General features: G+C 69.7%; 20 protein-coding genes. 6 read left to right on the top strand and 14 right to left on the bottom strand.

The window, feature by feature from the left end:
- Position 1 precedes the first annotated feature (1 nt).
- The 4 genes from ACSGC5_RS13985 to ACSGC5_RS13970 all read right to left on the bottom strand — a co-directional run bounded on the left by ACSGC5_RS13985 (position 2) and on the right by ACSGC5_RS13970 (position 3,831).
- Positions 2 to 1,495, bottom strand: coding sequence for a thioester domain-containing protein (locus ACSGC5_RS13985; protein WP_434971210.1), 1,494 nt, complete (start codon positions 1,493 to 1,495; stop codon positions 2 to 4).
- The gene (locus ACSGC5_RS13980) at positions 1,492 to 1,971 is read right to left on the bottom strand and encodes a cupin domain-containing protein (protein WP_434971209.1); all 480 of its coding nucleotides are present in this window, start codon (positions 1,969 to 1,971) and stop codon (positions 1,492 to 1,494) included. The genes ACSGC5_RS13985 and ACSGC5_RS13980 overlap by 4 nt, the downstream gene beginning before the upstream one ends.
- Before the next feature lie 60 nt (positions 1,972 to 2,031).
- Positions 2,032 to 3,273 carry a cation:proton antiporter domain-containing protein gene (locus tag ACSGC5_RS13975; RefSeq protein ID WP_434971208.1) on the bottom strand — a complete coding sequence of 414 codons (1,242 nt, stop codon included), beginning with the start codon at positions 3,271 to 3,273 and terminating at the stop codon, positions 2,032 to 2,034.
- A gap of 84 nt (positions 3,274 to 3,357) precedes the next feature.
- Positions 3,358 to 3,831: a DUF4383 domain-containing protein gene (locus ACSGC5_RS13970; RefSeq protein WP_434971207.1), complete on the bottom strand. Its 474-nt coding sequence runs from the start codon at positions 3,829 to 3,831 to the stop codon at positions 3,358 to 3,360.
- Positions 3,832 to 4,014: 183 nt separating this feature from the next.
- On the opposite strand from ACSGC5_RS13970, the gene ACSGC5_RS13965 reads away from it, so the two are divergent.
- The 4 genes from ACSGC5_RS13965 (at position 4,015) to ACSGC5_RS13950 (ending at position 12,243) form a co-directional block, all read left to right on the top strand.
- The gene (locus tag ACSGC5_RS13965; protein ID WP_434971206.1) at positions 4,015 to 5,556 is read left to right on the top strand and encodes an FAD-dependent oxidoreductase; all 1,542 of its coding nucleotides are present in this window, start codon (positions 4,015 to 4,017) and stop codon (positions 5,554 to 5,556) included.
- On the top strand, positions 5,553 to 6,521 hold the full coding sequence (locus ACSGC5_RS13960; RefSeq protein WP_434971205.1) for a TIGR03557 family F420-dependent LLM class oxidoreductase: 969 nt from the start codon (positions 5,553 to 5,555) through the stop codon (positions 6,519 to 6,521). Before ACSGC5_RS13965 ends, ACSGC5_RS13960 begins: the two co-directional genes overlap by 4 nt.
- 186 nt (positions 6,522 to 6,707) lie before the next feature.
- Positions 6,708 to 11,477 carry an Lhr family ATP-dependent helicase gene (locus tag ACSGC5_RS13955; RefSeq protein WP_434971204.1) on the top strand — a complete coding sequence of 1,590 codons (4,770 nt, stop codon included), beginning with the start codon at positions 6,708 to 6,710 and terminating at the stop codon, positions 11,475 to 11,477.
- Positions 11,470 to 12,243: a DNA-formamidopyrimidine glycosylase family protein gene (locus ACSGC5_RS13950; RefSeq protein ID WP_434971203.1), complete on the top strand. Its 774-nt coding sequence runs from the start codon at positions 11,470 to 11,472 to the stop codon at positions 12,241 to 12,243. Before ACSGC5_RS13955 ends, ACSGC5_RS13950 begins: the two co-directional genes overlap by 8 nt.
- A 29-nt stretch (positions 12,244 to 12,272) precedes the next feature.
- Here the strand turns inward: ACSGC5_RS13950 and ACSGC5_RS13945 are convergent, their stop codons facing one another.
- Positions 12,273 to 12,974, bottom strand: coding sequence for a YitT family protein (locus tag ACSGC5_RS13945; protein ID WP_434971202.1), 702 nt, complete (start codon positions 12,972 to 12,974; stop codon positions 12,273 to 12,275).
- Positions 12,975 to 13,163: 189 nt separating this feature from the next.
- On the opposite strand from ACSGC5_RS13945, the gene ACSGC5_RS13940 reads away from it, so the two are divergent.
- Complete coding sequence (locus ACSGC5_RS13940) at positions 13,164 to 13,571, top strand: transferase (protein WP_434971213.1); 408 nt, start codon at positions 13,164 to 13,166, stop codon at positions 13,569 to 13,571.
- A gap of 53 nt (positions 13,572 to 13,624) precedes the next feature.
- Here ACSGC5_RS13940 and ACSGC5_RS13935 read toward each other — a convergent pair whose 3' ends face one another.
- On the bottom strand, positions 13,625 to 14,011 hold the full coding sequence (locus ACSGC5_RS13935) for a DUF1304 domain-containing protein (RefSeq protein WP_434971201.1): 387 nt from the start codon (positions 14,009 to 14,011) through the stop codon (positions 13,625 to 13,627).
- A 119-nt stretch (positions 14,012 to 14,130) separates the two neighbouring features.
- Between ACSGC5_RS13935 and ACSGC5_RS13930 the strand changes: the two genes are divergently transcribed.
- On the top strand, positions 14,131 to 14,778 hold the full coding sequence (locus ACSGC5_RS13930) for a LysR family substrate-binding domain-containing protein (protein ID WP_434971200.1): 648 nt from the start codon (positions 14,131 to 14,133) through the stop codon (positions 14,776 to 14,778).
- An 8-nt stretch (positions 14,779 to 14,786) separates the two neighbouring features.
- Here ACSGC5_RS13930 and ACSGC5_RS13925 read toward each other — a convergent pair whose 3' ends face one another.
- The 8 genes from ACSGC5_RS13925 to ACSGC5_RS13890 all read right to left on the bottom strand — a co-directional run bounded on the left by ACSGC5_RS13925 (position 14,787) and on the right by ACSGC5_RS13890 (position 25,333).
- Positions 14,787 to 15,287 carry a glutaminase gene (locus ACSGC5_RS13925; protein ID WP_434971199.1) on the bottom strand — a complete coding sequence of 167 codons (501 nt, stop codon included), beginning with the start codon at positions 15,285 to 15,287 and terminating at the stop codon, positions 14,787 to 14,789.
- A gap of 4 nt (positions 15,288 to 15,291) precedes the next feature.
- Positions 15,292 to 16,482 (bottom strand): cation:proton antiporter, encoded by a 1,191-nt coding sequence (locus tag ACSGC5_RS13920; protein WP_434971198.1) that lies wholly within the window; start codon positions 16,480 to 16,482, stop codon positions 15,292 to 15,294.
- A 37-nt stretch (positions 16,483 to 16,519) separates the two neighbouring features.
- Positions 16,520 to 18,331 carry a malto-oligosyltrehalose trehalohydrolase gene (treZ, locus tag ACSGC5_RS13915; protein WP_434971197.1) on the bottom strand — a complete coding sequence of 604 codons (1,812 nt, stop codon included), beginning with the start codon at positions 18,329 to 18,331 and terminating at the stop codon, positions 16,520 to 16,522.
- A gap of 72 nt (positions 18,332 to 18,403) precedes the next feature.
- On the bottom strand, positions 18,404 to 20,800 hold the full coding sequence (gene treY, locus ACSGC5_RS13910; RefSeq protein ID WP_434971196.1) for a malto-oligosyltrehalose synthase: 2,397 nt from the start codon (positions 20,798 to 20,800) through the stop codon (positions 18,404 to 18,406).
- A 2-nt stretch (positions 20,801 to 20,802) separates the two neighbouring features.
- A complete protein-coding gene (gene glgX, locus ACSGC5_RS13905; RefSeq protein WP_434971195.1) occupies positions 20,803 to 23,013 on the bottom strand; it encodes a glycogen debranching protein GlgX in 2,211 nt (736 codons plus the stop codon).
- A 28-nt stretch (positions 23,014 to 23,041) separates the two neighbouring features.
- Entirely contained in the window at positions 23,042 to 23,167 is a 126-nt protein-coding gene (locus ACSGC5_RS13900) for a hypothetical protein (protein WP_434971194.1), read from the bottom strand.
- Positions 23,164 to 23,880, bottom strand: coding sequence for a GTP pyrophosphokinase (locus ACSGC5_RS13895; RefSeq protein ID WP_434971193.1), 717 nt, complete (start codon positions 23,878 to 23,880; stop codon positions 23,164 to 23,166). The genes ACSGC5_RS13900 and ACSGC5_RS13895 overlap by 4 nt, the downstream gene beginning before the upstream one ends.
- A gap of 118 nt (positions 23,881 to 23,998) precedes the next feature.
- Entirely contained in the window at positions 23,999 to 25,333 is a 1,335-nt protein-coding gene (locus tag ACSGC5_RS13890; RefSeq protein ID WP_434971192.1) for a xylulokinase, read from the bottom strand.
- Between the last annotated feature and the right edge of the window lie 48 nt (positions 25,334 to 25,381).

Here is a 25,381-nt window from a genome sequence, read left to right as displayed (position 1 = left end):
GCTAGCCCTCGCGCCCCGCACGCGAGCGTCGGCGACGGTGGTCCAGCACGATCACGGCCAATCCTGCCGCCAGCAGCACCGCGGGAGCTTGCCATGCCGGCAGCACTCCGGCGCCCGTATCGGGGAGCTGTGTCGATGTCGGGCTCGGTGTCGGTGTAGGCGTCGGTGCGGGTGTGGGCGTCGGTGCTGTGAAAGTGTCGGTGATTGCTGCCGAAACGGTCACGTTCGCGACCGCGACGACGGATGCGGGGATCGTCGTGGTCGAGGTCAGCACGGCATCCGCGGTGTGGCCGTCCGCGGTCTGCGCGAGGGTGCACGTGGACCCAGCGGGCACGGCCGAGAGCGTGACCACGCGGGTCGTTCCGGCAGGAGCGCCGGCGGCGAGGGTTCCCGACCCCTCGACGACGGTTGTTCCGTCGTCGCAGCGCGCCGTCACCGAGATCGCGCTCTGGAGCCCTGCTGCCGATCCGGCGACCGTCACATCGGCGGCGAACCAGCCGGCAGCCATCGGTGTGATCGCCGCGCTGGCCCGGATCGGAATCGTGGCCTGCGCGGCAAGGATCAGCTTCTGGGCGCTCGTGCGTCCCGGGTTGCCACCGTCGTACAGGAAGACGTTTCCGGCCTCGACGGTCTGGGACGTCTCGAGCGTGATGCCCTCGTCAGCGACCGTCGAGGCGTACCGAGTCCAGAGCGAGCTTCCCTGCGCCACTGATGCGCCGTCCGGAACGGGGACTGTACCGGCAGGATCCGAGAACACATCCACCCCCCGAGCCTCGATCGTCGACGAACTCACTGACCCGCCCACCGCGAACGGCCCGACGACGTCTCCGGTCGTCGGTGCCGTCCCGGCGTCGGGGGTGATGGTCAAGGTGGGAAGCGGTGGCGCGGGGGGCGACCCCCCGGCCAGAGCCGTCTGGGTTGCCTGGACGATGTCGCGGATCGCCGCGTGCTGCGCCGGATAGCCGAACTGCGGCACGACGAATTGATCGGTGAAGTACCAGATCGCGCCCTGCACCGCCGCGACCTTCTCGGCGTCCGTCGACAACGCCGGCGCACCCGGCACCACGGGGTAGTAGTTGTTGAGGATGTAGGTGACGTAGTCGAGGTTCGGGACGTTGGCCGAGGTCCAGTCGCCGAGTTCGTAGTGCACGCCGATCTCGGTCTCCGTGGCCAGATCGATGCAGTAGGTCAGGATGTCGCCGGGACTGCTCGAACGCGGATCGTTCAGCACGATCTGCGCTGTCGAGAACGTCCCGCCGGTTCCGGTGATCGTCGTGGGATACGGCGTCTGCGGGTCGGTGATGGTGGTCTCTTGCGATCCGAACAGACCGCTCTGATGCCGCATCGCGACGACGGTTGCTTCGGTCGAGACCTGCGGCGGGTCTGTGACGCCCGGACCAGTGCCCGGTTCGGCGAGCGCGGGTGCGGCGGCTGTGCCGACGAGAACTGCGGCGATCAGGACGGCGGCGAGGGCAGCGGGGCGGCTCCGCGTCATCCGGCGTCGGGCTCGCTGTCGTAGTAGTCGACGGCGTCGTCGTCACGGAAGAGCATCGTGGGGCGGACGGTCGTGTACGCCATCGTCTTGTCCGAGTCCGGGTAGCCGATCACGTCCGGATCGGAGGTCGTGTCGAGGTCGACGTACCGCAGCGGCTCACCGCCGGTGGCCGTCATCCGGTGCGCACCCGCCGGCCCGGGCGGGAAGACGACGACCTCCCCGGGGCCGACGTCGAACTCGGCATCCGGGGTACGCACCCGACCGGTGCCCGACAGGATGACGTACGCCTCGGTGATCCCTGCGTGCCAGTGGTAGGGGTACGCCGACTGGCCCGGCGGGATCTCCATGAAGGAGACATGCAGCTGAGTGCCCTCTTTGGGAACAACGACGTGCTTGGCGAATGTGAACCGACCGCGGTCAGTGCGCCGCGCCTCGAAATCGTCCTGCCGCCCGTGCACCACCTGATCGAATGCCATGACCGCTCCTTCGCTCACCGCCACGGTACTCGCTCGTGGGCGGCACCGGAGGGTCTTCTGTCACCCTCGGCGCGCAGCCCGGGCGCGCGCACGATCCAGTAGCAGACTCGCCGGCAGCGTCGAGAGTCCGTGCACCAGCACCGACAGCGCGATCGCGACGAGCACGATGCGACGGATGTCGTCGGTGCCGGTCTCTTGCGCTGCCAGTGACGCGTAGAGCAGTGCCGACACCCCGACCGGCGCGAACCATGAGATGAACGCGGTCTCGGGCAGCGACTGAACGCGGCCTAGCAGGGGTCGTAGCATCCAGACGGCGGCAAGGCGCCGGCCCAGAAGTGCCAGCAGCAGGACCGGCACCAGCCACGGGCTCTGACCGAGCAGCCACGAGACCGGAATCAGCGTGCCGATGAGGGCAAAGACGGGGACGATGAGGAACTGCGAGATCCCTTCGACGTGTTCGGACAGTGAGGCGCGGATGGGCTCTGGGACGATGACGGCGAAAGCCACAGCGGCGACGAAGGCTCCGAGCACGGCATCCAGATCTGCCAGGCGCAGCACGGCGAATGTGACGATGACCAGGGACAGCGCGAAGGGCACTCGCGATGTCGGCTCCGCCTCTGCGTGCTCCGCCGTGTGGGTGTACAGCAGTCCCCCGACGGCGCCGATCGCGAGCCCCCCGACGATCGGGACGAGAACGTCGATGAGAAGCACTGTCGAGCCCCACTCCTGCCAGGCGAGGTCAGCAGGACGGGTCAGCAGGAGCACCGGGAGCATCAGCAGGAGGTAGCCCAGGCCGTCGTTCAGGCCGCTTTCGGCCGAGAGGTCCCAGCGCACGGACGTCGGGATCCGCCGCTCGGCTTCGGGCCCGGTCACGATCGGTGTGATGACCACCGGATCGGTCGGGGTGATCGCCGCACCGACGGCCGCGGCCACCAGCAGGGGGAGCCCGAGCAGAGCGACAGCCCCCGTTGCGATGACGAACATCAGGGGCATCCCGAGCGCGATGCTGAGCACGATCCAGCGCCGCCGTGACCGCCACGCGCGCCCCGGGAGTCGGAGCGCCACGCCGCAGAGTGTCACGACGAGCACGACCCGACTGATCTCGGCGGTCGCCGCCGCCGAGCCGTATCCGAGCACTGTCGGATCGACGACGGCGAGGATCTCGGGTCCGATGAGCAGCCCCAGGCAGAGGGCGACGAGCAGCCGCGGGATGCCGCGCCGCTCGGCCGACAGGGAGAACGCCGCAAGGGCGCACGCCAGGATACCGACGACGACGAGGGCGATGAGGACTCGGTCGGTCACGGCATCTCCCCCTTGCTGCGGCCCGAGCATCCTGCGTGGCGCCGCGCGAGGAAAGCCCTCGCGCGGCGCCATGCAGTCTGCGTTCTATTGCGTTGCGGGGTCGGCCCGCACGGCGCTGCCCCGGGGGACGAAGATGCCGAGCAGGATCATCGCCACAGTCAATCCGAGGTGCAGCCAGTTGTCGGCGGTGTTCAGCGGCACGAAGTTCCAGGCATCCGCCATGCCCGCCGTGAACAGACCGTAGATCCAGAGCACGGCATAGATGACGCCTCCCCAGATGAGGTACTGGCGGCTTGCGACCGCACTGGCTGCCACCGCGAGTCCCACGATTCCGAAGAGCAGATGAACGGCGTTGTGCAGCACGGAAACCTGGAAGACCCCGAGCAGCATCGCCTCCGAGTGGTGCCCGGCGAACATCATGGTGTCGAAGTTCTGCGTGAGGCCGGGGATGAAGCCGGCGATCCCGACGAGCAGGAAGACGACGCCGAAGACGAGGGCGACGATCTGGATGAGCGAGCCGCCGTATCGGCGAGTGGCGGCGGGCGCGGATGCGGACATAGCTCCTCCTTGGTCGTGGCCGCGGTGCGACCTGGAGTGATCGACCCTACGGAAGCGACGCCGGCAGCACGGGGGGCCTTGACATCTCAGGGAAACGTCAGGCACAGCTACTGCCCGAGGTGCGGGATCGCCACACTGTCAAGGCCCTCGGAAAGGACGGATGCGGCGCCTAGCGTCCACAGGGTGACGCGATCGTTCCCCCCTCCCGAGTCCCTCTGGCATCGGACGGCTCCTCCCATTCCGACCGACGACGAGGTCCCGGGCAGCACCGAAGTCCTGGTGGTGGGAGCAGGCCTCACCGGCCTGTCCGCCGCGACGATGCTCGCGGAGGCGGGCCTCGCGCCCGTCGTCATCGACGCCCACCGCGTGGGCGCCCTGACGACGGGCGCGACGACGGGCAAGCTCAGCATGCTGCAGGGGAGCACGCTCTCGCAGGTGCGCAGCCATGCGGGCGACGACGCCGTGCGTGCCTATGCAGAGGCGAACCGCGCCGGCATCGCTTGGCTGCGGTCGGCTCTCTCTGAGCATCCGCGAGCGATCGAGAGTCGCACTGCCTACACCTACGCGACAACCGATACCGGCCTGCACACCCTGGACAGCGAGGCGGAGGCCAGCAGGATCGCCGGCGTCGACGTCCGATCCGCCGTCGATGGTCGCGATGAGAGCGGACTGCCGTTCCCCGTACGCGGCGCCCTCTGGCTGGCCGATCAGGACCAACTGCATCCGATGGAGGTGCTCGCGGTGCTGGCGGCGCGCGTGCGCGATGCCGGGGGCCGCATCCTCGAAGGATGCCGACTCGTGACCGCGGACGTCGGGAGCGAGGCCGTGCGGGTCACGACCTCCGCAGGCCGGATGACGGCGCGTCGTGTCATCCTCGCCACCGGAACACCCGTGCTGGACCGGGGCCTGTTCTTCGCAACCCTCGAGCCGACGCGTGAGTTCGTCGGCGCGTACCGCGTGGACGGGAGGATGCCGGAGGGGATGTACCTCTCGGTCGACCCCACCTCGCGCTCGCTGCGCACAGCGCGAGACACCGACGGCGCCGAGGTCCTTCTCGTCGGCGGCAATTCCTACACCCCTGGCCGTGACCAGGACACCGCTGAGCGACTCGCAAAGCTGGATCGATGGGCGCGCGGCACCTTCGGCGTCTCCTCCCGCGTGACGTGGTGGGGCGCGCAGGACTACCGACCCGTCAGCCGGCTTCCGGTCGCGGGACCCGTGCCCGGCGGCCGCGGCCGGCTCTTCGCAGCATCCGGATACAACAAGTGGGGCATGAGCAACGCCGTCTCCGCCGCACTCGCGCTGACGGGGCAGCTCACCGGTGACGTTCCGGAGTGGGCACGAGAGCTCCGCGCGCACGCGCTGAGCCTGCCCGACATCGGCAGTTACGCGAGCGCCAACGCGGCTGTCGGCGGCTGGTACGTCAAGGGGTGGGGCGGAGCGCTCGCGGGCGAGCGACGGCGCGGCATCCGTCCCGTGGCCGAGGCGACGGTCGACGGGGTCACGTGCCGCGTATCCGGAGTGTGCACGCATCTCGGCGGGGTCGTTACGTGGAACGAGGCTGAGCGGTCGTGGGACTGCCCCTTGCACGGTTCGCGTTTCGCGCCCGACGGAACAGTCATTGAAGGTCCCGCGACGCGACCGCTCGCGCCTGTGCCCCCGGCATCCGACTCCCCCGAACCGCCGTCGCCCGCGGGTGACCCCACGACGAAGGAGACCGCATGACCGCTGCATCCGCTCCCCGCATCGGACTCAAGCTCGCCACGGAAGACCTCGGCCCCGCCGAGGTCGTCGAGCTGGCCGTGCTCGCCGAGGACGCGGGACTGGATTTCGTCGAGCTCAGCGATCACTTCCACCCGTGGCTGAGCACGCAGCACCACAGCCCCAACACGTGGGTGACACTCGGCGCGATCGCCGCGCGGACGACGCACCTCGGCCTCGTGACGGGGGTGACCTGTCCGTCCTTCCGCTACCACCCGGCGATCGTCGCGCACATGGCAGCGACGCTGCAGCTGATCTCGGACGGGCGCTTCACCCTCGGAGTCGGCTCCGGCGAGCGGCTCAACGAACACATCACCGGCGAACCGTTCCCCGCTGTCGACAAGCGGCACGAGGCGCTGCGCGAGGCCCTGCAGATCATCCGGATGCTGTGGAAGGGCGGCTACCAGTCGTTCGACGGGCGGTACCTGCAGCTCGAGGATGCTCGCGTCTTTGATCTGCCCGAGACCCTCCCCCCGATCTGCGTGGCAGCCAGCGGGGGCCAGTCCCTGGCTGTCGCGACCGACCTCGGTGACGGACTGTTCGCGGTCGAACCCGATGCCGATCTCGTCTCGGGCTTCCGCTCCGCAGGTGGCACCGGGCCGATCTACGGCGAGGTCTCGATGGCGTGGGGACCGGATGCGGATGCTGCCGCAGCTGCTGCAGCGAAGACCGCGACGTTCGGGCTGCTCGGGTGGAAGGTGATGGCGGAGCTTCCCAACCCGGTCAACTTCGACGCTGCTGTCGCGCACCTGGGCGAAGACGACATCCGCGCCCAGATGCCCGTCGGCCCTGACCTGGAGCCGCACGTCGAAGCAGCCCGCGCCTATCTCGATGCCGGGTTCGACAACCTCGTGCTCAACTGCACCGGCGGCGACGTCCGCGGCTTCATCCGCTTCGCCGCCGAGGACCTCATCCCCCGGCTGCGCTAGCCGCGGGATCCTGGGTCGGGGCGGTTCGGGCGTCGCGAACTCCTCAAGATCGGCCCGCATAGCCCGGTCCCATGCGCCCCACGCAACACCCTGCGCCGGTTTTGAGGAGTTAGCGGCGGGACGTCGGCGCGACGGCGGCTCCCCGGCCTCGTCCCGGATGTCGGCGGGGCGGGCGAAGATAGGGGGATGGCGGATGTGCTCGAGAGGTTCGGTCCTGCCACGCAGGACTGGTTCCGGGGCGCCTTCGCCGCACCGACTCCCGCCCAGGCGGGGGCGTGGGAGGCGATCTCCGCCGGTCGACACGCTCTCGTGGTCGCACCGACCGGATCCGGCAAGACGCTCTCGGCGTTCCTGTGGGCCATCGACCGCGTCTTCCGCGAAAAGGCCGAAGCACCGCAGGATGCCGCGGGTACCCGCATCCTGTACATCTCGCCCCTGAAGGCGCTCGGGGTCGACGTCGAACGCAACCTCCGCTCGCCGCTGGTCGGCATCGACCAGGCGGCGAGACGTCGTGGGCTCACCCTGCCTGCGGTGTCGGTCGGCGTCCGATCGGGCGACACGCCCTCCGCCGATCGGCGGAAGCTCGTTGCCTCACCGCCCGACATCCTGATCACGACGCCCGAGTCGCTGTACCTCATGCTCACGAGCCAGGCAGGTCGCACGCTCACGGGCGTCCACACGGTGATCGTCGACGAGGTCCATGCCGTGGCCGCGACCAAACGCGGCGCGCACCTGGCCGTCAGTCTCGAGCGGCTCGACGCCATGATCCGCGCCGAGAACCCGGATGCGGCATCCGTGCAGCGCATCGGGCTGTCGGCGACGGTGCGACCGATCGACGAGGTCGCGCGATTCCTCGGGGGTGCGGCTCCCGTCGAGATCGTGGCTCCGCCGGCCTCGAAGACGTTCGAGATGAGGGTCACCGTGCCGGTGGAGGACATGCTCAACCCCCCTCCCGCGGCACCCGCGGCCACCGGCGGCCCGGGGGTGAGATCGACGGATGCCACATCATCGGCATCCGCCCCCGAGAGCGGAGACTGGTTCGCTCCGCCCGGCGGAGCATCCGCGCGCCCTGAGAACACCGAGATGACCGGCTCGGTGTGGCCGCACGTCGAAGAAGCGATCGTCGATCGAGTGCTGGAGCACCGCTCCACCATCGTGTTCGCGAACTCGAGGCGGCTGGCCGAGCGCCTCACGGCACGCCTGAACGAGATCTACGCCGAACGCCTCGGCATCGATCTGCCCGAGCCGACCATCGCGGCGGCGATGCCGGCGCAGAGCGGACAGACTGCCGGGGCCGAGCCCGTCCTCGCAAAAGCGCACCACGGCTCCGTCTCCAAGGAGCAGCGGGCACTCGTGGAGGAGGAACTCAAGGCCGGCATCCTGCGGTGCGTCGTTGCGACCAGCAGCCTGGAGCTGGGCATCGACATGGGCGCGGTCGACCTCGTCATCCAGGTCGAGGCGCCGCCGAGCGCGGCTTCCGGCCTGCAACGCATCGGCCGCGCGGGTCACCAGGTCGGGGAGATCAGCCGGGCGTCGTTGTTCCCCAAGCACCGTTCCGACGTGCTGCACACGGCGATCGTGACCGAGCGGATGCTGGCGGGCCAGATCGAGGCGATCCAGGTGCCGCAGAATCCGCTCGACATCCTGGCCCAGCAGACCGTGGCAGCCGCGGCTCTGGCGCCGCTCCCTGTCGAAGAGTGGTACGAGACGGTCAAGCGCAGTGCGCCGTTTCGCGCGCTCCCCCGATCCGCGTTCGAAGCCACGCTCGACCTGCTCGCGGGGAGGTTCCCGTCGGACGAGTTCGCCGAGCTCCGTCCGCGGGTCGTGTGGGATCGGGATGCGGGGACGTTGACCGGCCGCCCCGGTGCGCAGCGAATCGCGGTGACCAGCGGCGGCACGATCCCCGATCGCGGGATGTTCGGGGTCTTCGTCGCAGGCGAAACCCAGAACGCGCGGGTCGGCGAGCTCGACGAAGAGATGGTGTACGAGTCGCGTGTGAACGACGTGTTCACGCTGGGTACGACGAGTTGGCGCATCGTGGAGATCACACACGACCGGGTCAACGTCGTGCCCGCGTTCGGTCAGCCCGGCCGCGTTCCGTTCTGGCACGGCGACGGCATCGGCCGGCCGGCAGAGCTCGGCGAGGCCCTCGGCGCCTTCACGCGCGAGATCGCCGCCGCGGCGCCGCCCGCCGCCGACGCCCGGCTGACGGATGCCGGGCTCGACCCCAACGCGAAGGCCAACCTGCTCTCCTACCTCGCCGACCAGCGCGAGGCGACGGGAACGCTCCCCACCGACCGGAGCCTGACGGTGGAGCGCGGCCGCGACGAGGTCGGCGACTGGCGCGTCATCCTGCATTCTCCGTACGGAATGCAAGTGCATGCACCCTGGGCCCTTGCCGTCAATGCCCGGATTCGGGAGCGTCTCGGCGTCGAGGGCTCCGCGGTGGCCAGCGACGACGGCATCATCGCTCGCGTTCCCGACACGACGAGCGAACCACCGGGCGCCGACCTGTTCGTCTTCGACGACGACGAGCTGGAGCCGCTCATCACCCAGGAGGTCGGAGGCTCCGCTCTGTTCGCGTCGCGGTTCCGGGAGTGCGCTGCCCGCGCGCTCCTGATGCCCCGCACCAACCCGAACCGGCGCAGCCCGCTCTGGCAGCAGCGCCAGCGATCGGCGCAACTGCTGGAGGTCGCCCGCCGCCATCCGACCTTCCCCGTCATCCTCGAGACGCTGCGCGAGGTGCTTCAGGATGTCTACGACGTGCCCGCCCTGCTGCGGATCATCCGGTCGATCGCCGACCGTCGCATCCGCCTGATCGAGGTCGAGACCGCGCAACCGTCGCCGTTCGCGCGCGACCTGCTGTTCGGGTATGTCGGGGCGTTCATGTACGAGGGCGACTCCCCGTTGGCAGAGCGTCGCGCCGCCGCTCTCGCTGTCGACCCGGCTTTGCTGTCGGAGCTGCTCGGCACCGTCGAGATGCGTGAACTCCTCGACCCGGAGGTCATCGCGCAGTTCGAGACCGAGGCGCAGCACCTCGCGCCGGATCGACGCGTTCGGGGGCTCGAGGGCGTCGCCGACCTGCTCCGGCTCCTGGGACCCCTGTCCGTCGCCGAGGTCGCTGAGCGACTGACCCCGACATCCGTCCCGCATGCAGAATCCTCACCGTCGGACACCGCCGGTACGCAGGGGGCGGACGCAGCCATCGCCACCGTCGCCGAGGCAGCCGCGCACCTCGACACTCTCGTTGCGAGTCGCCGCGCGATTCCGGTCACGATCGCGGGAATCGACAGGGTCGCCGCGATCGAAGACGCGGGCCGTCTCCGCGATGCCCTCGGACTGCCGCTCCCGGTCGGCATCCCGGTGGCCTTCCTCGAGCCCGTGGCCGACCCGCTCGGCGACCTGGTCGCCCGCTATGCCCGCACGCATGCTCCCTTCACGACGGATGCCGTCGCCGGCCGCCTCGGGATCGGCGCCGCTGTCGCCCGCCTGGCACTGCAACGGCTCGAAGCACAGGGCCGCCTCACAAGCGGGTATTTCCTACCCGCCTCGTCAGCGCTCGATGGCGGCGAGAACGAGTGGTGCGATTCCGAAGTGCTGCGCCGGTTGCGGATGCGGTCACTCGCCGCGATCCGCGGCAGCATCGAGCCGGTGCCGCAGGCGGCGTTGGCGAGGTTCCTGCCCGCCTGGCAGCACCTGACTCGCCCTCTCGAGGGTGTCGATGGGGTGCTCGCGGCGATCGAGCAGCTCGCGGGGGTACCCATCCCGGCGAGCGCGTGGGAGGCGCTCATCCTGCCGTCCAGAGTGCGCGACTACCGTCCGAGCCTGCTCGATGAGTTGACCGCGACGGGTGAGGTTGTCTGGTCCGGGCACGGCACGCTTCCTGGCCGCGACGGATGGATCGCGCTGCACCCCGCCGAGACGGTGTCGCTGAGCCTGCCCGCGAGATCAGCCGATGACATCCCGGCCGAATCGCTGGAGTCCCGCATCCTGGACGCGCTGGCCGGGGGCGGTGCGTACTTCGCGGCGCAGCTTCGTGCCCTGACCGAGGCTCCCAACGAGCAGTCGGTCATCGACGCGCTGTGGGTGCTGACCTGGGCGGGACGGGTCACGAACGACACCTTCGCGCCCGTCCGCGGACTTCTGTCGGGCGGGTCCCAGGCTCATCGCAGCGTGCGGCGCGCTCCCCGCGCTCGAATGTTCCGCGGATCGTCGCTTGCCGCGACGCGCGCCGTGATGTCGCCCACTCCCGGCGCCGCCCCTCGCACCAGCGCCGCCGCGGGTGGACGCTGGTCGCTTCTTCCCGAGCCCGAGCCCGATGTCACCGTGCGCGCAGCCGCCACCGCCGGCATCCTGCTCGACCGGTACGGTGTCGTGACTCGCGGCCCGGTCCAGAGCGAGGGAGTGCCCGGTGGCTTCGCGCAGGTGTATCGCACTCTCGCGGATGCCGAGCGTGCGGGCCACTGTCGACGGGGCTATCTGGTCGAAAAGCTCGGCGGCGCACAGTTCGCCGCATCCGCGACGGTCGACCGACTGCGCGAGTTCGCTGCCGTTCCCGACCCCGCGCCCCTCACAGCGATCACCCTCGCCGCCACGGACCCCGCGAACGCGTATGGCGCCGCCCTGCCGTGGCCGACCCTCGACGGTGTCGGACACCGCCCCGGCCGCAAGGCCGGCGCCCTCGTGACCCTCGTCGATGGCGAGCTCGTCCTCTACCTCGAACGCGGCGGCAAGTCAGCTCTCGTCTTCACCACCGACGAGCACGCGTTGGCGGCCGCGACCGCACACCTCGCGGCGACCGCGCGCACCCGACACCTCGATACGCTCACCGTCGAGCAGGTGGGCGGTGAACCGGTGTTCGGCACGGCTCTGGCACGGGCACTTCGGGAGGCGGGCTTCGTCGAGACGCCGCGGGGTCTCACTCTGCGCAAGGCATCGGGCCCACCTCGTGCCTGAGGGAGACACCGTCTTCCGCGTGGCACGGATGCTCAACGCCGCGCTGGCCGGCCACACGGTGACCCGTTTCGAGCTGCGGGTGCCGCAGCTAGCGACCGCCGATCTCACGGGCGACCCGGTGCACGCCGTGGTGCCGCGAGGAAAGCACCTCCTCGCCCGCATCGGGCCCTGGACCCTGCATTCGCACCTGAAGATGGAAGGGGAATGGCACCTCTACCGGCCGGGAGAACGGTGGAGGGTTGCGGGGTTTCGCGCGCGGGCGATCGTGGCCACGACACACGCCGAGGCCGTCGGGTTCGACCTCGCCGATATCTCGCTCATCCCCACCGCGCGCGAGAACGAGACGGTCGGATACCTCGGACCCGACCCCCTGAGCGAGGCGTGGGATCTCGACGAGGCATCCCGCCGCGTGGGCGCTGACCCGCGCGCGGTCCACGTCGCGGTGCTCGACCAGCGCAACGTCGCCGGCTTCGGCAACGTGTACGCGAACGAAATGCTGTTCGTCCGCGGCATCCGCCCCGACACACCGGCAAACGATGTCGACGCGCCAGCGCTGCTGGGTGTCGGCACGCGGATGATCCGAGCCAACCGCGACCGGGTCGAGCGCACCTTCACGGGCGACGATCGGCGCGGCCGGCGAACCTGGGTCTACGGACGCGAAGGGCAGCCCTGCCGCCGGTGCGGAACGCCTATCCGGGTGGGCGCGCTCGGGGCAGACCCCACGCGGGAGCGCAACGTCTTCTGGTGCCCGCGCTGCCAGAGATGAGGTCCGCAGGCACGGGGCAGCGGAGACCGTCAGTGGCCGATGTATCTGCCCGGCCGGTGGTTCATCGCCAGGACGAGGTTGAGCACGACCGCACCCACGGCACTGAGCACCACGTTCGGCCACGGGACCACCAGCAGTGCCGTGGCGACGATGATGACGTCGAAGATCATCTGCGTCCACCCCGCGCGCAGTCCCCACCGGTCCTGCACGATGAGGGCCACGATGTTGATGCCGCCGAGGCTCGCCCGGTGGCGGAACAGGATGAGCAGACCGACCCCGGCGAGCAGGTTGCCGCCGAGAGTGCCGTAGATCGGGTCGAGCGAATCGATCCGGAAGAGGGCGTGATGCACGACGGACCAGCCCGAGACCATCGCGATCGCGACAACCGTCCGGATCGTGAAGCTCCACCCCTTCTGCCACACCGCCAACCCCGCGAACGGGAGATTGATCAGCAGGAAAAGCAGCCAGAACGGCAGGCCGGATGCGTATTGGATGAGCAGGGACAGCCCCGCCGTCCCGCCGGTGACCGCTTCCGACGTTTGCAGCAGGTAGAGCCCCAGGGATGCCGTGAACGTGCCGGTCAGGATGCCCAGGAGGTCCTCGGCGGGCGAATGCGCGGTGGCGCGTTCATCGAAGACGAGCGTTCGACTCGCCTCCGCAGGGGGAGTGGGGGACGGATCCGGGGTCACCGGATCGGTGTCGCGCGCGGCACCGAGATCGTCGGCTGGCATGTATCCCATTCTGTGCCAATCCGATATCGCATCGGTTCCGAACAGTTGTCAAGCCGGGAGACGACCGACCCGACATCCGCCACCATGGCCGCTACGCAACCACTATCGGCAAACGGATGCAGGGGAATGAATCTCCGCATCACGGCGTTGGGGATCGTACTGGGGCCGAACGGCCCCGTGGAGGAGATCGTGGGCAAGAACTACGTCGACATCGAGAACGACCACGGCGAGACGCTGCGGTATCGCAAGCACGCCAACGGGCGGGGATTGATCGCGCACGGGGCCAAAGTGCACCCCACGGCGGTCGTCGAGGCGGGAGCCTATGTCGAACCGGGAGTTCAGATCGCCGCGGGCGCACGGATCGGCCGTGGCGTGTGGATTGAAGCTGACGCGCTCATCGGACCGGAGGTCGTCGTCGCGCCTCACGCGCACATCGGCCCCGGCGCGGCCATCGGCGCCGGCTCGCGTATCGGCGTTCGCACCGTGATCGGCGCCCACGCTCGCGTCGCCGTGGGTTCACTCCTCGGCGACGACGAGACCGTCAGCGAGAACGAGCGGGTCGCCACCGACCGCCGAGGGCTCCGGCTCGCCGCCTGAGGCGCGCGGGCGGGGCACCTGCGTGTCCGCTGCGTGAGGCGCGTTCTGTGGGCTCAGGCGAACAGAAACGCAATCCCGGCCAGAAGCGGCAGTGTGCCCTGCACAGCCGCCGGCCGTAGGTAGCGTGCGCCTCCGGTGGCCAGGACGATCGCAGCGGCCACCATCGACCCGAGCGAGAACAGCGCGAGCGCGAGTCCGGCAACCGGTGACGCTGCCCAGAACAGGGTGACGCCGAGCAGAGCACCGATGGCCAGGAACAGGTTGTAGAAACCCTGGTTGTATGCCATCGGACGCAGTGTCTCGGCCGACTGCTGGTCTCGGACGCCGAAGCGGCGCCACACCCGTGGGGACCGCCAGGAGATGCTCTCCATCGCGAAGATCCAGACGTGGAGCACGGCGGCGAGCGCGGCGAGAACGGATGCGATTATCCCGACGACCATGCACCGCACCCTACCCCGCCGCCGCCCGAAGGGCGACGGTCCAGCTGCGCAACACCGAACCTGCCGGCGCATTGAGCCGGGGCGAGGGGTTCGCGCAGCGGTGCGGGTAGCCTGACGGAATGGCAAGGCGTGACCGACCCGACAGTTCGCGCACTGCGCCCTCCCCGGCTCCCGCCGCCGTGTTCCGGTTGGGCGCGGTTCCCGGCGCCACCCCGGGGAAGTGGATCTCGATCTGGCGGCAACGGATGCGGCAGACGACCATCGAACTGGTCGAGCTCGATCCCGCCTCGCAACGGCAGGAGCTCGTCGCGGGGCACGTCGATGCAGCACTGGTCCGACTCCCGATCGACAGGGCCGATCTGCACGTCATCGCCCTCTACGACGAAGTCCCCGTCGTGGTCATGTCGACGGATTCGGCGCTGACCGTGGCGGAGGAACTGACCCTCGACGACCTCGCCGGGGAGGTGCTGATCGTCCCTGACGACGACGTCCTGCATGCTGCCGCGCCCGGCACGAGCCCTCCCGCGTTCGCCGCGCCGGCGGACACGGCGTCAGCGACCGAGCTGGTCGCGACGGGCGTCGGCATCCTGATCGTCCCGATGTCGCTCGCCCGCCTGCATCATCGTAAGGATGTGACCTATCGTCCGCTCGGGGACGGGCCCCTCTCCAGCGTCGGTCTGGCGTGGGTCGCGGAACGGACGACGCCCGAGGTGGAGGCGTTCGTGGGGATCGTGCGCGGTCGCAGCATCCGTTCCTCCCGCAGCTGACCTGCCCATCAGGTAGCTCCCTGCGGCGGGTGCCGAAGCAGCTCGACCCGCTCACGCACGTACCTGTCGGCGTCCGCGAAACCGCCCGACGCGCTCCAGCGCACCCGGACCTGCCCGTCGATCACCGCGAGTGGCGAGCTGTCGACGGATGCCGCGCCGGCGAGGGTCTCGAGGTCGATCCTTCGCCAGCCCAGATGGACAGCGGTTCCGGGGAGGATGCCCCCACGAAAGGCTGCCTCCGCCAGGCTCGCCCGCGCCCGTTGAGACTCCGCCGTGTACCCGCGCCGCGCCGGCTCCCGCGACCGCACGATCTCGCCGGTCGCGTACACCTCGTCCTCTCCGAGGAGCAGCACCCCGAGGTGCCACGCCTGGGCTCGCAGCGCGACGCGCGGCGCGCGAGGGATGCCGAGCATCCGTGGCGTGACGACCTCGCCGAGGAGGTCCTGGGGTGCGCCCGCGAGCTCGGTGCGGGCCCAGCCCAGGAGGTCGCGGAATTCGGCGGGTCGCACGGCGTCAGACCGCATCATCGAGCTCGGCGGGCACGCGGCTGACGCGTTCGCCGCGCAGCATCATGCCGATGAGGGGGTAGAGCAGCACCGACAGCATCCCGCCGGTGACAAAGAGCGCGGCCTGCGCAGACGTGAGGAGGTTCTCGTCGACGCCGATCGCGGTGACGGCGACGATGATGGGCAGGCCTGTCGCGCCGAGGAGGCCGAGCGCGAGCCGGTCGCGCACCGTCGCGCCGGGCGGCGCCACGAACATCGACGGGATCCCGCGCACCACGAGCAGGGCGATCAGCACCACGGGCACGAACAGGAGCAGCATCGGGTCGGCCAGCAGCGCCGCCAGGTCGAACGTCACGCCCGTGTAGATGAAGAAGATGGGCACGAGGAAGCCGAACGCGATGCCCTCGATCTTGCTCTCCACGGCCTCGCGGTTCTCTTCCGACGCATCGCGCATCATCAGTTGCCAAACGATCCCTGCCGTGAAGGCGCCGAGCAGGATGTCGAGATCGAGAGTGATACTCAGCGCCAACAGCGCCCCGAGAATCAGAAAGACCACGCGGATCGCGTACTGCCCCGACGTGTGCAGTGTCGCGCTCACGACCCGGTGCATCATGCCGTGCGGGATGCGGAAGGCGAGCCAGATCGCGAGCCCGGCAATCAGCAGGAACGCCGCGAGCACGATCGAGGCGACGCCCGGGTCGCGTCCACCGAGGAAGACGGAGATCGCGACGAGGGGACCGAATTCGCCGACGGCTCCCACCGCGGCGACTGCCTTGCCGAACGGGGTCTTCAACTCCCCCGCGTCGCGCAGGATCGGAAGGATCGTACCGAGCGCCGTCGAGGACAGCGCGATGCCGATGATGATCGCCGCCCCCAGCGGACCGACGAGCAGCCCGATGAGGATGCCGATGCCCAGCGACAGCAGCCACCCGACCGCGGCGTTGCGGCCGGTGCGGCCTCGGAAGGCAGCGAAGTCCAATTCTGAGCCCGCGACGAAGAAGAGCATCGCCAGTCCGAACTGCGCGAGCGTCGCGAGGAACTCGATCGGCTCGACCCACGCGAGGACGGAGGGCCCGACCAGGATGCCGAGCACGAGCTCGAAGACGACGATCGGCACGGCGAACCACCGTCCGATCACCCGCGTCAGCAGCGGTGCGAGCGCCGCCAGCAGCGGGACGATCAGGAGGTTCGCGGACATTCCTTCACGATAGCGAGAGCTGTCTCACGATCGGGGCTCAGCGGGTCGGTGGACCGACGATGGCCGCGGAGTCGGGCGCGAGCGTGAGGAAGGATCCCGCATCCCTCGACTCGTGCCGCAACGCGGCCGCCGCGAGTTCGGCGGGGCCCGACCCGTCGGGCGCACCGGTGTGCAGCAGGATGCCGGCATCCGGGGCCACAGCGAAGGTGTGGGAAGCGCCCGTGAGATTCACCAACACCGACAGCTCGCCACGCTGCAGCACGAACCACCGCGCGCGGGGGTCCTCGCCCTCGGCGCCGCCTCCGGAGAGCGCCTCGCAGTGCGCGAACGACGGGTCGGCCAGCTCCGGCCGCGCCCGGCGCAGCGCGGCAAGATCGCGGTAGAGCTGCAGCAGCCGGGCATGATCGACGCCCACGTCGGGGGATGTCGATGCCTCGTCCCAGTTCAGCCTCGAGCGGCGGAACGTCTCGGGATCCTGCGGGTCGGGAACGATCGCCGGGTCCCAGCCCATCTGCGCGAACTCCTCGATCCTGCCCTTCGCGGTGGCCTCGCCGAGCTCCGGCTCGGGATGCGACGTGAAGAACTGCCAGGGCGTGGAGGCGCCCCACTCCTCGCCCATGAACAGCATCGGCGTGCCGGGAGTGGTGAGGGTCAGGACTGCCGCGACGGCGAGCCGATCGGTGGACAGGGTCTGGCTGAGCCTGTCGCCAGCAGCGCGGTTGCCGATCTGGTCGTGGTCCTGACCGAACGTCACCAGGCGCCAGGTCGGCACGGCGGGCGGGATCGGGAAGCCGTGGTCGCGCCCCCGGAATGACGAGTACGTGCCGTTGTGGAAGAAGCCCTCTGTCCAGACCTTGGGCAGCGCGCCGAGAGCTCCGAAGTCCTCGTAGTAACCAACGGTCTCGCCGCTCACGGCGACATGGAGGGCGTGGTGGTAGTCGTCGCTCCACTGCGCTGTCAGCCCGTAGCCCCCTGCCTCCCGCGGCAGGATCAGCGTCGGGTCGTTGAGGTCGGACTCGGCGATGAGGGTCAGCGGCCGCCCCTGGTGTGCCGAGAGCGCATCGGCGGCCTCGGCCAGCTCCTGCAGGATGTGCGTCGGACTCTCGTCGTGGAGGGCGTGGACGGCATCCAACCGCAGCCCGTCAACGTGGTAGTCGCGCAGCCACATGAGGGCGTTCTCGACGATGTAATCGCGCACCTCTCGGGCGTCGAGGTTCACCGACAGCCCCCACGTGTTGCGCGCGGCGTCCCTCAAGTACGGCCCGAACTCGGGCAGGTAGTTCCCGCTCGGGCCGAGGTGGTTGTAGACGACGTCCTGGATGACGGCGAGCCCGGCGGCGTGCGCGGCATCCACGAAGCGCTGGTATGCGGCGGGGCCACCGTAGGCCTCGTGGACGGTGTACCAGAGCACGCCGTCGTAGCCCCAGTTCCAGGTGCCGTTGAACCCGTTGACCGGCAACAGCTCCACGTGTGTGACGCCGAGGGAGATGAGGTGGCCGAAGCGATCGATGGCGGCATCCAGGGTGCCTTCGGGCGTGAAGGTACCGACGTGCATCTCATAGATGAGCCCGCCGGCGAGCTGGCGGCCGGTCCAGGCCGCGTCGGTCCACGCGAAAGCGCCCGGGTCGAAGAAGGCGGATGCGTCGTGGACCCCGCGGGGCTGGCGGCGCGACCGCGGGTCGGGGCGCAGGGCATCTCCGTCACCGAGGACGAATCCGTACTCCTCGCCATCGGCGAGATCGACCTCTGCCGACCACCACCCGCGGGGCCGGGCCGACATGTCGATGTCCCCGCCACCAGCGCGCCGCACCCTCACGCGCTCCGCTCGGGGAGCCCACACCTCGATCATTGCTTCTCCTCCATCACGGGCGAGACACGCTCATGCGAACGAGGCGCCCTGCGCGCCGCGGCGCCTCGGTGCTCATGGCGCGTCTCGGTGCTCATACGGTGTCTCGCGGGTCAGCAGGGCGACGGGATAGCGCTCCAGCAGATCCGCGAGCGGTAGCTCGCCGCCCGGATAGACCCGGTTGGTGAGCGCGTCGATCCACACTCCGCCGGGGATCAGGATCCGCGTGTCGCCCCACCCTCCCCGCGACGCGAGACCGACCGGAAGGCGGGTCGCCACGGCAACGGCACCACCGCGATCGAACGCGATCGCGTGCCCGGATGCTGTGCCGAGCACCTCGACGGGAAGATAGCGCGTGAACAGCTCGGGCCGGTCCCGCCGCATCCGGAGCACACGCGAGGTGACCAGGAGCTTCGCCGCGCCGGATGCGTCGATCGCGGGCGTGCGCCCGTCACGCGCATCGCGGTCGAGCTCTGCCAGCATGGCGGCGCGCTGCTCGATGTCGACGGGGCGACGGTTGTCGGGGTCGACCAGCGAGGTCTCCCACAGCTCCGAACCCTGGTAGACGTCGGGAACGCCGGGGCCGGCCAGTTGCACGAGCTTGGCCGACAGTGCGTTGCTCCAGCCGGGGTCGGCGATCTCGTCGACGAACGCCGTGACGATCTCGCGCGCGGACCCGAATGCGGCGTCCACCACGGCGTGCATGCGGGCCTCGAAGTCGGCATCCGGATTCCACCACGTCGTCACCTCGGCAGCTTCGCGCGCCGCCTTCTCGGCGTAGGCGTGGAGTCGCTCGGGGGTCGCGGGCCAGGAGCCGATGATCGCCTGCCACAGCAGGCTGTCGAACGGGCCATGGCCGGTGGAGGCGACACGGCGCAGGTCTTCCAACGTCGCCGCCCACCGGTGCGGGATCTCGGCGAGCACCGACAGTCGAGCGCGCACGTCCTCGCCGCGCTTGGTGTCGTGGGTCGACAGCGCCGTCATCGCGTTCGGCCGCTGCGCCTGGCGCCGCGCGAACGCGGCGTGGAAGTCCTCGACGCTGAGCGAGAACACCGACGGGTCGCCGCCGACCTCGGTGAGGGTGCCCAGCCTCGTCGCGCGATAGAACGCGGTGTCCTCGACGCCCTTGGCCGTGACCGGCCCCGTGGTCTGCTGGAAGCGGCGCGCAACCTCGAGAGCCGGGTCGGCGAGGACCGCGCCGAGGGACTCGATGGCGGGCGCGAGATCGGGGCGGTGAACGGATGCCGCGGCAAGCGCGTCCTCGAGCGCGTCACGGCCCGCGGGGAGATAGGACCGGTAGACCGGGAAGCACGCGAGGATCTCGGCGAGCGCGTCTTCGGCATCCTCGATCGGGTCCGGCAGGCACCGCACGAGCCGGCGGATCTCGCTGCCCTGGATCGTGTCGGCGATCATTCGCTTCGTCCCGTGGATGAGCTCCGCCCAGGAGGGCGCAGGCGGTAGGCCGGTCGCTTCCCGAAGGCGGTCATCGAGCGCGTCGAGAGCTCCCTCGCCCGCCGGATCGATGAAGACTCGGTCGATCTCGGCCATCGCGTCATAGCCGGTCGTCCCGTCGGCATCCCACCATGCCGGGAGCAGTTCGGGATGGTCGGTCGCGCTGTGCTCGAGGATCTTCTCGACGAGCGTGTAGCGGCGGCCGGTGAGCGTCGCGAGCCGCTCGAGGTAGCCGCCGGGATCGACGAGGCCATCGGGATGGTCGATTCGCAGTCCGTCGGCGAGGCCCTCCCGGAACCACCGGGCGACCTCGACGTGCGCCTGGTCGAACACCGTCGGGTCTTCGATCCGCAGACCGGCCAGGCTGGAGACGGCGAAGAATCGCCGGTAGTTCAGCTCGGATGCCTCCCGCTGCCAGAACATCAGCTCGAAGTGCTGCCGGGCAAGAACCTGGCGGACGGCATCCGGATACGACGTCGCCTCAGCCGGCGCCGTCCCCGCCGCCAGGGGGAAGACGTGGTCGAAGTACCGCACGGTGCCGTGCGGTGCGAGCCGGGTCGGGGAGGGATCGACGCGGATCTGCATCTGGTCGATGACCTCGTCGGCGTCGGCGCCCAGGACGGGAACGCGCACCTTTCCGCCGCCGAACTCCCAGTCGATGTCGAACGCTGGCGCGTGGGGCGAGTCGCGCCCGCGCAGCAGGACATCCCACCACCACGGATTCTGCGGGGGATCCGAGATGCCCATGTGGTTGGGAACCGTGTCGATCAGGATGCCGAGGCCCTCGGCGCGGGCTGCGGCGGCGAAGCGCGTCAGCCCCTCCTCGCCGCCGCGTGCCGGGTCCACGCGGGAGGGGTCGACCACGTCGTAGCCGTGGTCCGATCCCGCCGTGGACTGCAGCAGCGGCGAGAGGTACGCCCATCCGACGCCGAGCTCGCGCAGGTATCCGGTGACGGCCGCTGCGGCATCCAGGTCGAACGTGGCGCGGATCTGTAGGCGGTACGTCGACGTGGGATGCATCACTACCTCGGCAGCTCTTCCTTCGGGGCGGCGCCGGGGACCTCGTCGATCGGGACGGTCCCCGCGGCCAGCGACGCGGCGACGAACCGGTCGACCTCGATCTCCTCGTCCACGTGCTCGCACAGCACGACGACGGACTTCGTCGCCAGCTCGACGACGGTTCCGGGATGGACCGGCTCGGTGTGCCCGAGCACCCCGGCGGTATCGACCAGCACGTCCCAGTTCGGGCTGAACTCGACATCCGGGAGGGTGAACTCGACGGGCTCGTCGCCGGCGTTGAACAGGACGAGGAAGTGGGCGTCGGTGATGGGCTCGCCTCGCCGGTCCCGCTCACGGATGCCGTTGCCGTTGAGGAAGACGCCGATCGACCGGCCGAATCCGGAGTCCCAGTCCTCGGGCTGCATCTGCGTCCCGTCAGGACGAAGCCACACGATGTCAGGGATCCGCTCGACCTCTTCGCGTCGCACAGGACGGCCATCGAAGAAACGACGCCTGCGGAACGTGGGGTGGTCGCGGCGCAGGCGGGCAAGCGCGGACGTGAAGTCGATCAGACTCGCATCGACGTTCTCCCAGTCGATCCAGGTGATCTCATTGTCCTGCGCGTACCCGTTGTTGTTGCCGCGCTGCGTGCGCCCGAGCTCGTCACCGTGCAGGAGCATCGGCACACCCTGCGACAGCAGCAGCGTGGCGATGAAGTTGCGCTGCATCCGCTCCCGCAGTTCATTGATGGCCGGGTCATCCGTCGGGCCTTCGACGCCGAAATTCATCGACCGGTTGTCATCAGCGCCGTCGCGGCCGTCCTCGCCGTTGGCCTCGTTGTGCTTGTTCTCGTACGAGACGAGATCGCGCAGGGTGAAGCCATCGTGGGCGGTCACGAAGTTGATGGATGCCACCGGCCAGCGCCCCGAGTGCGCGTAGAGATCGCTCGAGCCGGTCAGTCGCGAGGCGAACTCGCCCAGCGCCTGCGGCTCGCCGCGCCAGAAGTCGCGGACGGTGTCGCGGTACTTGCCGTTCCACTCCGTCCACTGCGGGGGGAAGTTTCCGACCTGATAGCCGCCGGGCCCGACGTCCCAGGGCTCGGCGATGAGCTTGACCTGGCTGACCACCGGATCCTGCTGCACGAGCTCGAAGAAGGTCGCGAGGCGATCGACGTCGTAGAACTCGCGGGCCAGCGTTGCGGCGAGATCGAAACGGAAACCGTCGACGTGCATCTCGAGCACCCAGTACCGCAGGGAATCCATGATCAGCTGCAGCGCGTGCGGGTTCCCGACGTTCAGGCTGTTCCCCGTGCCGGTGTAGTCGGTGTAGTACCGCTTGTCGTCGTTCTCGAGCCGGTAGTACGCCTCGTTGTCGATCCCGCGGAACGAGAGCGTCGGACCGAGGTGGTTCCCCTCGGCGGTGTGGTTGTACACGACATCCAGGATCACTTCGATGCCCGCCTCGTGCAGGGCCCTGACCATCCCCTTGAACTCCTGCACCTGCTGGCCCCGTTGGCCCGAGGAGGAGTAGGTGTTCTGTGGCGCGAGGAACGCGATGGTGTTGTAGCCCCAGTAGTTCGACAGGCCCTTCTCCTGCAGCATCGAGTCGTTGATGAACTGGTGAACCGGAAGCAGTTCGATCGCCGTGACGCCCAGACGCTTGAGGTGCTCGATGATCAACGGGTGCGCGATCGCGCTGTAGGTCCCGCGGATCTCATCGGGAATGTCCGGGTGACGCATCGTCAGGCCCTTGACGTGGGCCTCGTAGATGAAGGACTCCGAGTAGGGCGTGCGCGGGGGCCTGTCACCTCCCCAATCGAAGAAGGGGTTGATGACGACGCCCTTCATCATGTCCGCGCCGGAGTCGTCGTCGTTGCGGGAGTCGGGGTCGCCGAAGGTGTAGCCGAAGACCGACTGGCCCCATGTCACCTGGCCGTCGACCGCCTTCGCGTACGGGTCCAGGAGCAGCTTGTTGGGGTTGAAGCGCTTGCCGGATGCGGGGTCGTATTCGCCATGGACCCGGTAGCCGTACCGCTGCCCCGGGGCGATGTTCGGGAGGTAGGCGTGCCAGACGTAGGCATCCACCTCGATCAGGTCGACGCGCGTCTCGCGCCCCCGCTCACCGAACAGGCACAGCTCAACCCGCTCGGCGCCCTCGCTGAAGACAGCGAAGTTCGTTCCGTTCCCGTCGAAAGTCGCACCCAGCGGATACGCCGACCCTGGCCATGTCTGCACGGCACCCCTTCCTGGTGGGGCTTCCACACTAGTCGAGCGCGATGACGCGCTGCCCCGGGTTGCGCCCGTCCTGCCGATCTGCAACCGCTGCCCGCGCACGGCACAGGATCGCGAGCGCGTGCAGCCTCGGGGGACGCGGGAGAAGGGCGCTCACACCTCGAGGGTGCGAGCGGTCGGGGAGGGGTGGATGCTGTGCACCTGGCGGTGCAGGCGCTGCATCCGTTCGTCGAGCTCCGCCGCGCTGGCTGCCGCATCGCGCAGCTCCGCGAGGAGGGACTCGGGAACCTGGCGGTCGAACTTGTAGTAGATCTTGTGCTCGAGACTCGCCCAGAAATCCATCGCGATGGTGCGGAACTGGACCTCGACCGGCACGTCCACGCGGCCGGTCGAGAGGAACACGGGAACGCGGACGATCGCGTGCAGACTCTTGTAGCCGTTGGGCTTCGGGGAGGCGATGTAGTCCTTCACCGAGTGCACCTCGATGTCGTCCTGCTGCGTGAGCAGGTCGAAGAGGCGATACGTGTCGGCGACGAAACTGCACGTGACCCGGACGCCGGCGATGTCGGTGATGTGCGCGCGGATCGACTCGAAGTCCCCGTCGATGCCCTTGCGGCCGACCTTCGCCACGAGACTGTCGGCTGACTTCACCCGGCTGGTGATGTGCTCGATCGGGTTGTAGTCGTGAAGCTGGCGGAACTCGTCGCGAAGGATCTGCACCTTCGTCTCGATCTCTTTGAGCCCGAACTGGTAGGGCAGCAGAAACCGCTGCACCTCGTCGCGGGCGGCGCGAAGCTGCGAGAGCGACACCGTCACCTCGTCGTCGATCGGAGGCTCTGACGGGCGGAGCGGGGCCGCAGCGTGGCTCATGTCTCCAACCTAGGAACCCCGCGTACGAGATCGCTGTGAACCGCACGCGTCCTCATGTCCGCGTTCCGCAGTCGCGCTCCGCCCCGCGGGACGGCGGGAGAGGGCGCCGCGGCGCAGGTCAGGCCAGCACGGATGCCGCCTGACGGGCGGCGCCCAGGGCGACGTACTCGCCCGGCGGGGGGACCTCCACCGGCATCCCGAACACGGCCGGCGCGATCTGGCGGACGGCGTCGGACTGGGCGCCGCCGCCGATCAGCAGCGCCCGCCGCAGAGGGACTCCGAGAGCCCGCAGTGCCTCCACGCCCGCGCCGAGGCCCGACAGCATCCCCTCGACAGCCGCACGCGCGAGGTTCTCGCGAGTTGTCGAGGCCAGCGTCATCCCCGTGAGCGACGCGGTCGCGTCGGGAAGGTTCGGCGTGCGTTCGCCCTCGAAGTACGGAACAAGCGTGAGACCTGCAGCGCCGGGCTGGGCAGCGAGCGCCAGCGCGCTCAGGCCGGCGTGATCGACACCGAGCAGCCCGGCGATGGCGTCGAGCACCCGCGCCGCATTGAGGGTCGCCACCAGCGGAAGGTAGTGCCGGTCGGCATCCGCGAACCCCGCGACCGTCCCCGACGGATCGATCGTCCGCTGCTCGCTGACGGCGAAGACCGTCCCGCTCGTGCCGATCGAAACGACGACGTCCCCGGGAACCGCGCCCACACCGAGCGCCGCCCCGGCGTTGTCACCGGCTCCCGCGCCGACGCGGCGGCCGTCGGCATCCGTGACCGACTCCCGCGGTCCGAGCACGCGGGGCAGCACGGCGTCGTGACCGAGCGCGGCGACCAGCAGCTCGCGGTCGTAGCCGTCCGCGGTCGCACGGCCTTCCGGGGCCGCGCGCCAGGCATCCGGCGCCCAGTATCCCGTTCCCGATGCGTCGGAGCGATCGGTGATGAGCTCATCCAGGACAGGACCTCGGGGCGACTCATCGACAGGCCCGAAGCCCCGCAGGCGCCACGTCAGCCAGTCGTGGGGCAGCGCGACTGCCGCCACACGTGCCGCATTCTCGGGCTCATGGTCGCGGAGCCACCGCACCTTGGTGATCGTGAACGACGCGACCGGGACCAGTCCCGTACGTCGGGCCAGCGCGTCCGCAGTGAACTCCGCGATGAGCTCCGTCGCAGCGCCCGCCGAGCGCGTGTCGTTCCACAGCAGAGCGGGACGGATGACGCGGCCTTGGGCATCCAGAGCGACCATCCCGTGCTGTTGTCCGCCGATCGACCACGCTGCGACGTCATCGATGCCGCCGGCGGCACCGATCGCCTGCTGGAGCGCTGTCCACCATGCCTCCGGGTCGACTTCCGTTCCGCCCGGATGCCGCGAGCGGCCCTCTCGGACGATCGCGCCGGTGTCGGCATCCGTGATCACGACCTTGCATGACTGGGTCGACGAGTCGACTCCCATGACCAGCGTCATGCCTGCCTCTCCTTCTGCCCCGAAGGGCATCACATCCTCGGCGGCTCG

It is taken from the genome of Microbacterium sp. bgisy207, assembly GCF_965345035.1.
GTDB lineage: Bacteria > Actinomycetota > Actinomycetes > Actinomycetales > Microbacteriaceae > Microbacterium.
This window is presented reverse-complemented; position numbering and strand designations above follow the sequence as displayed.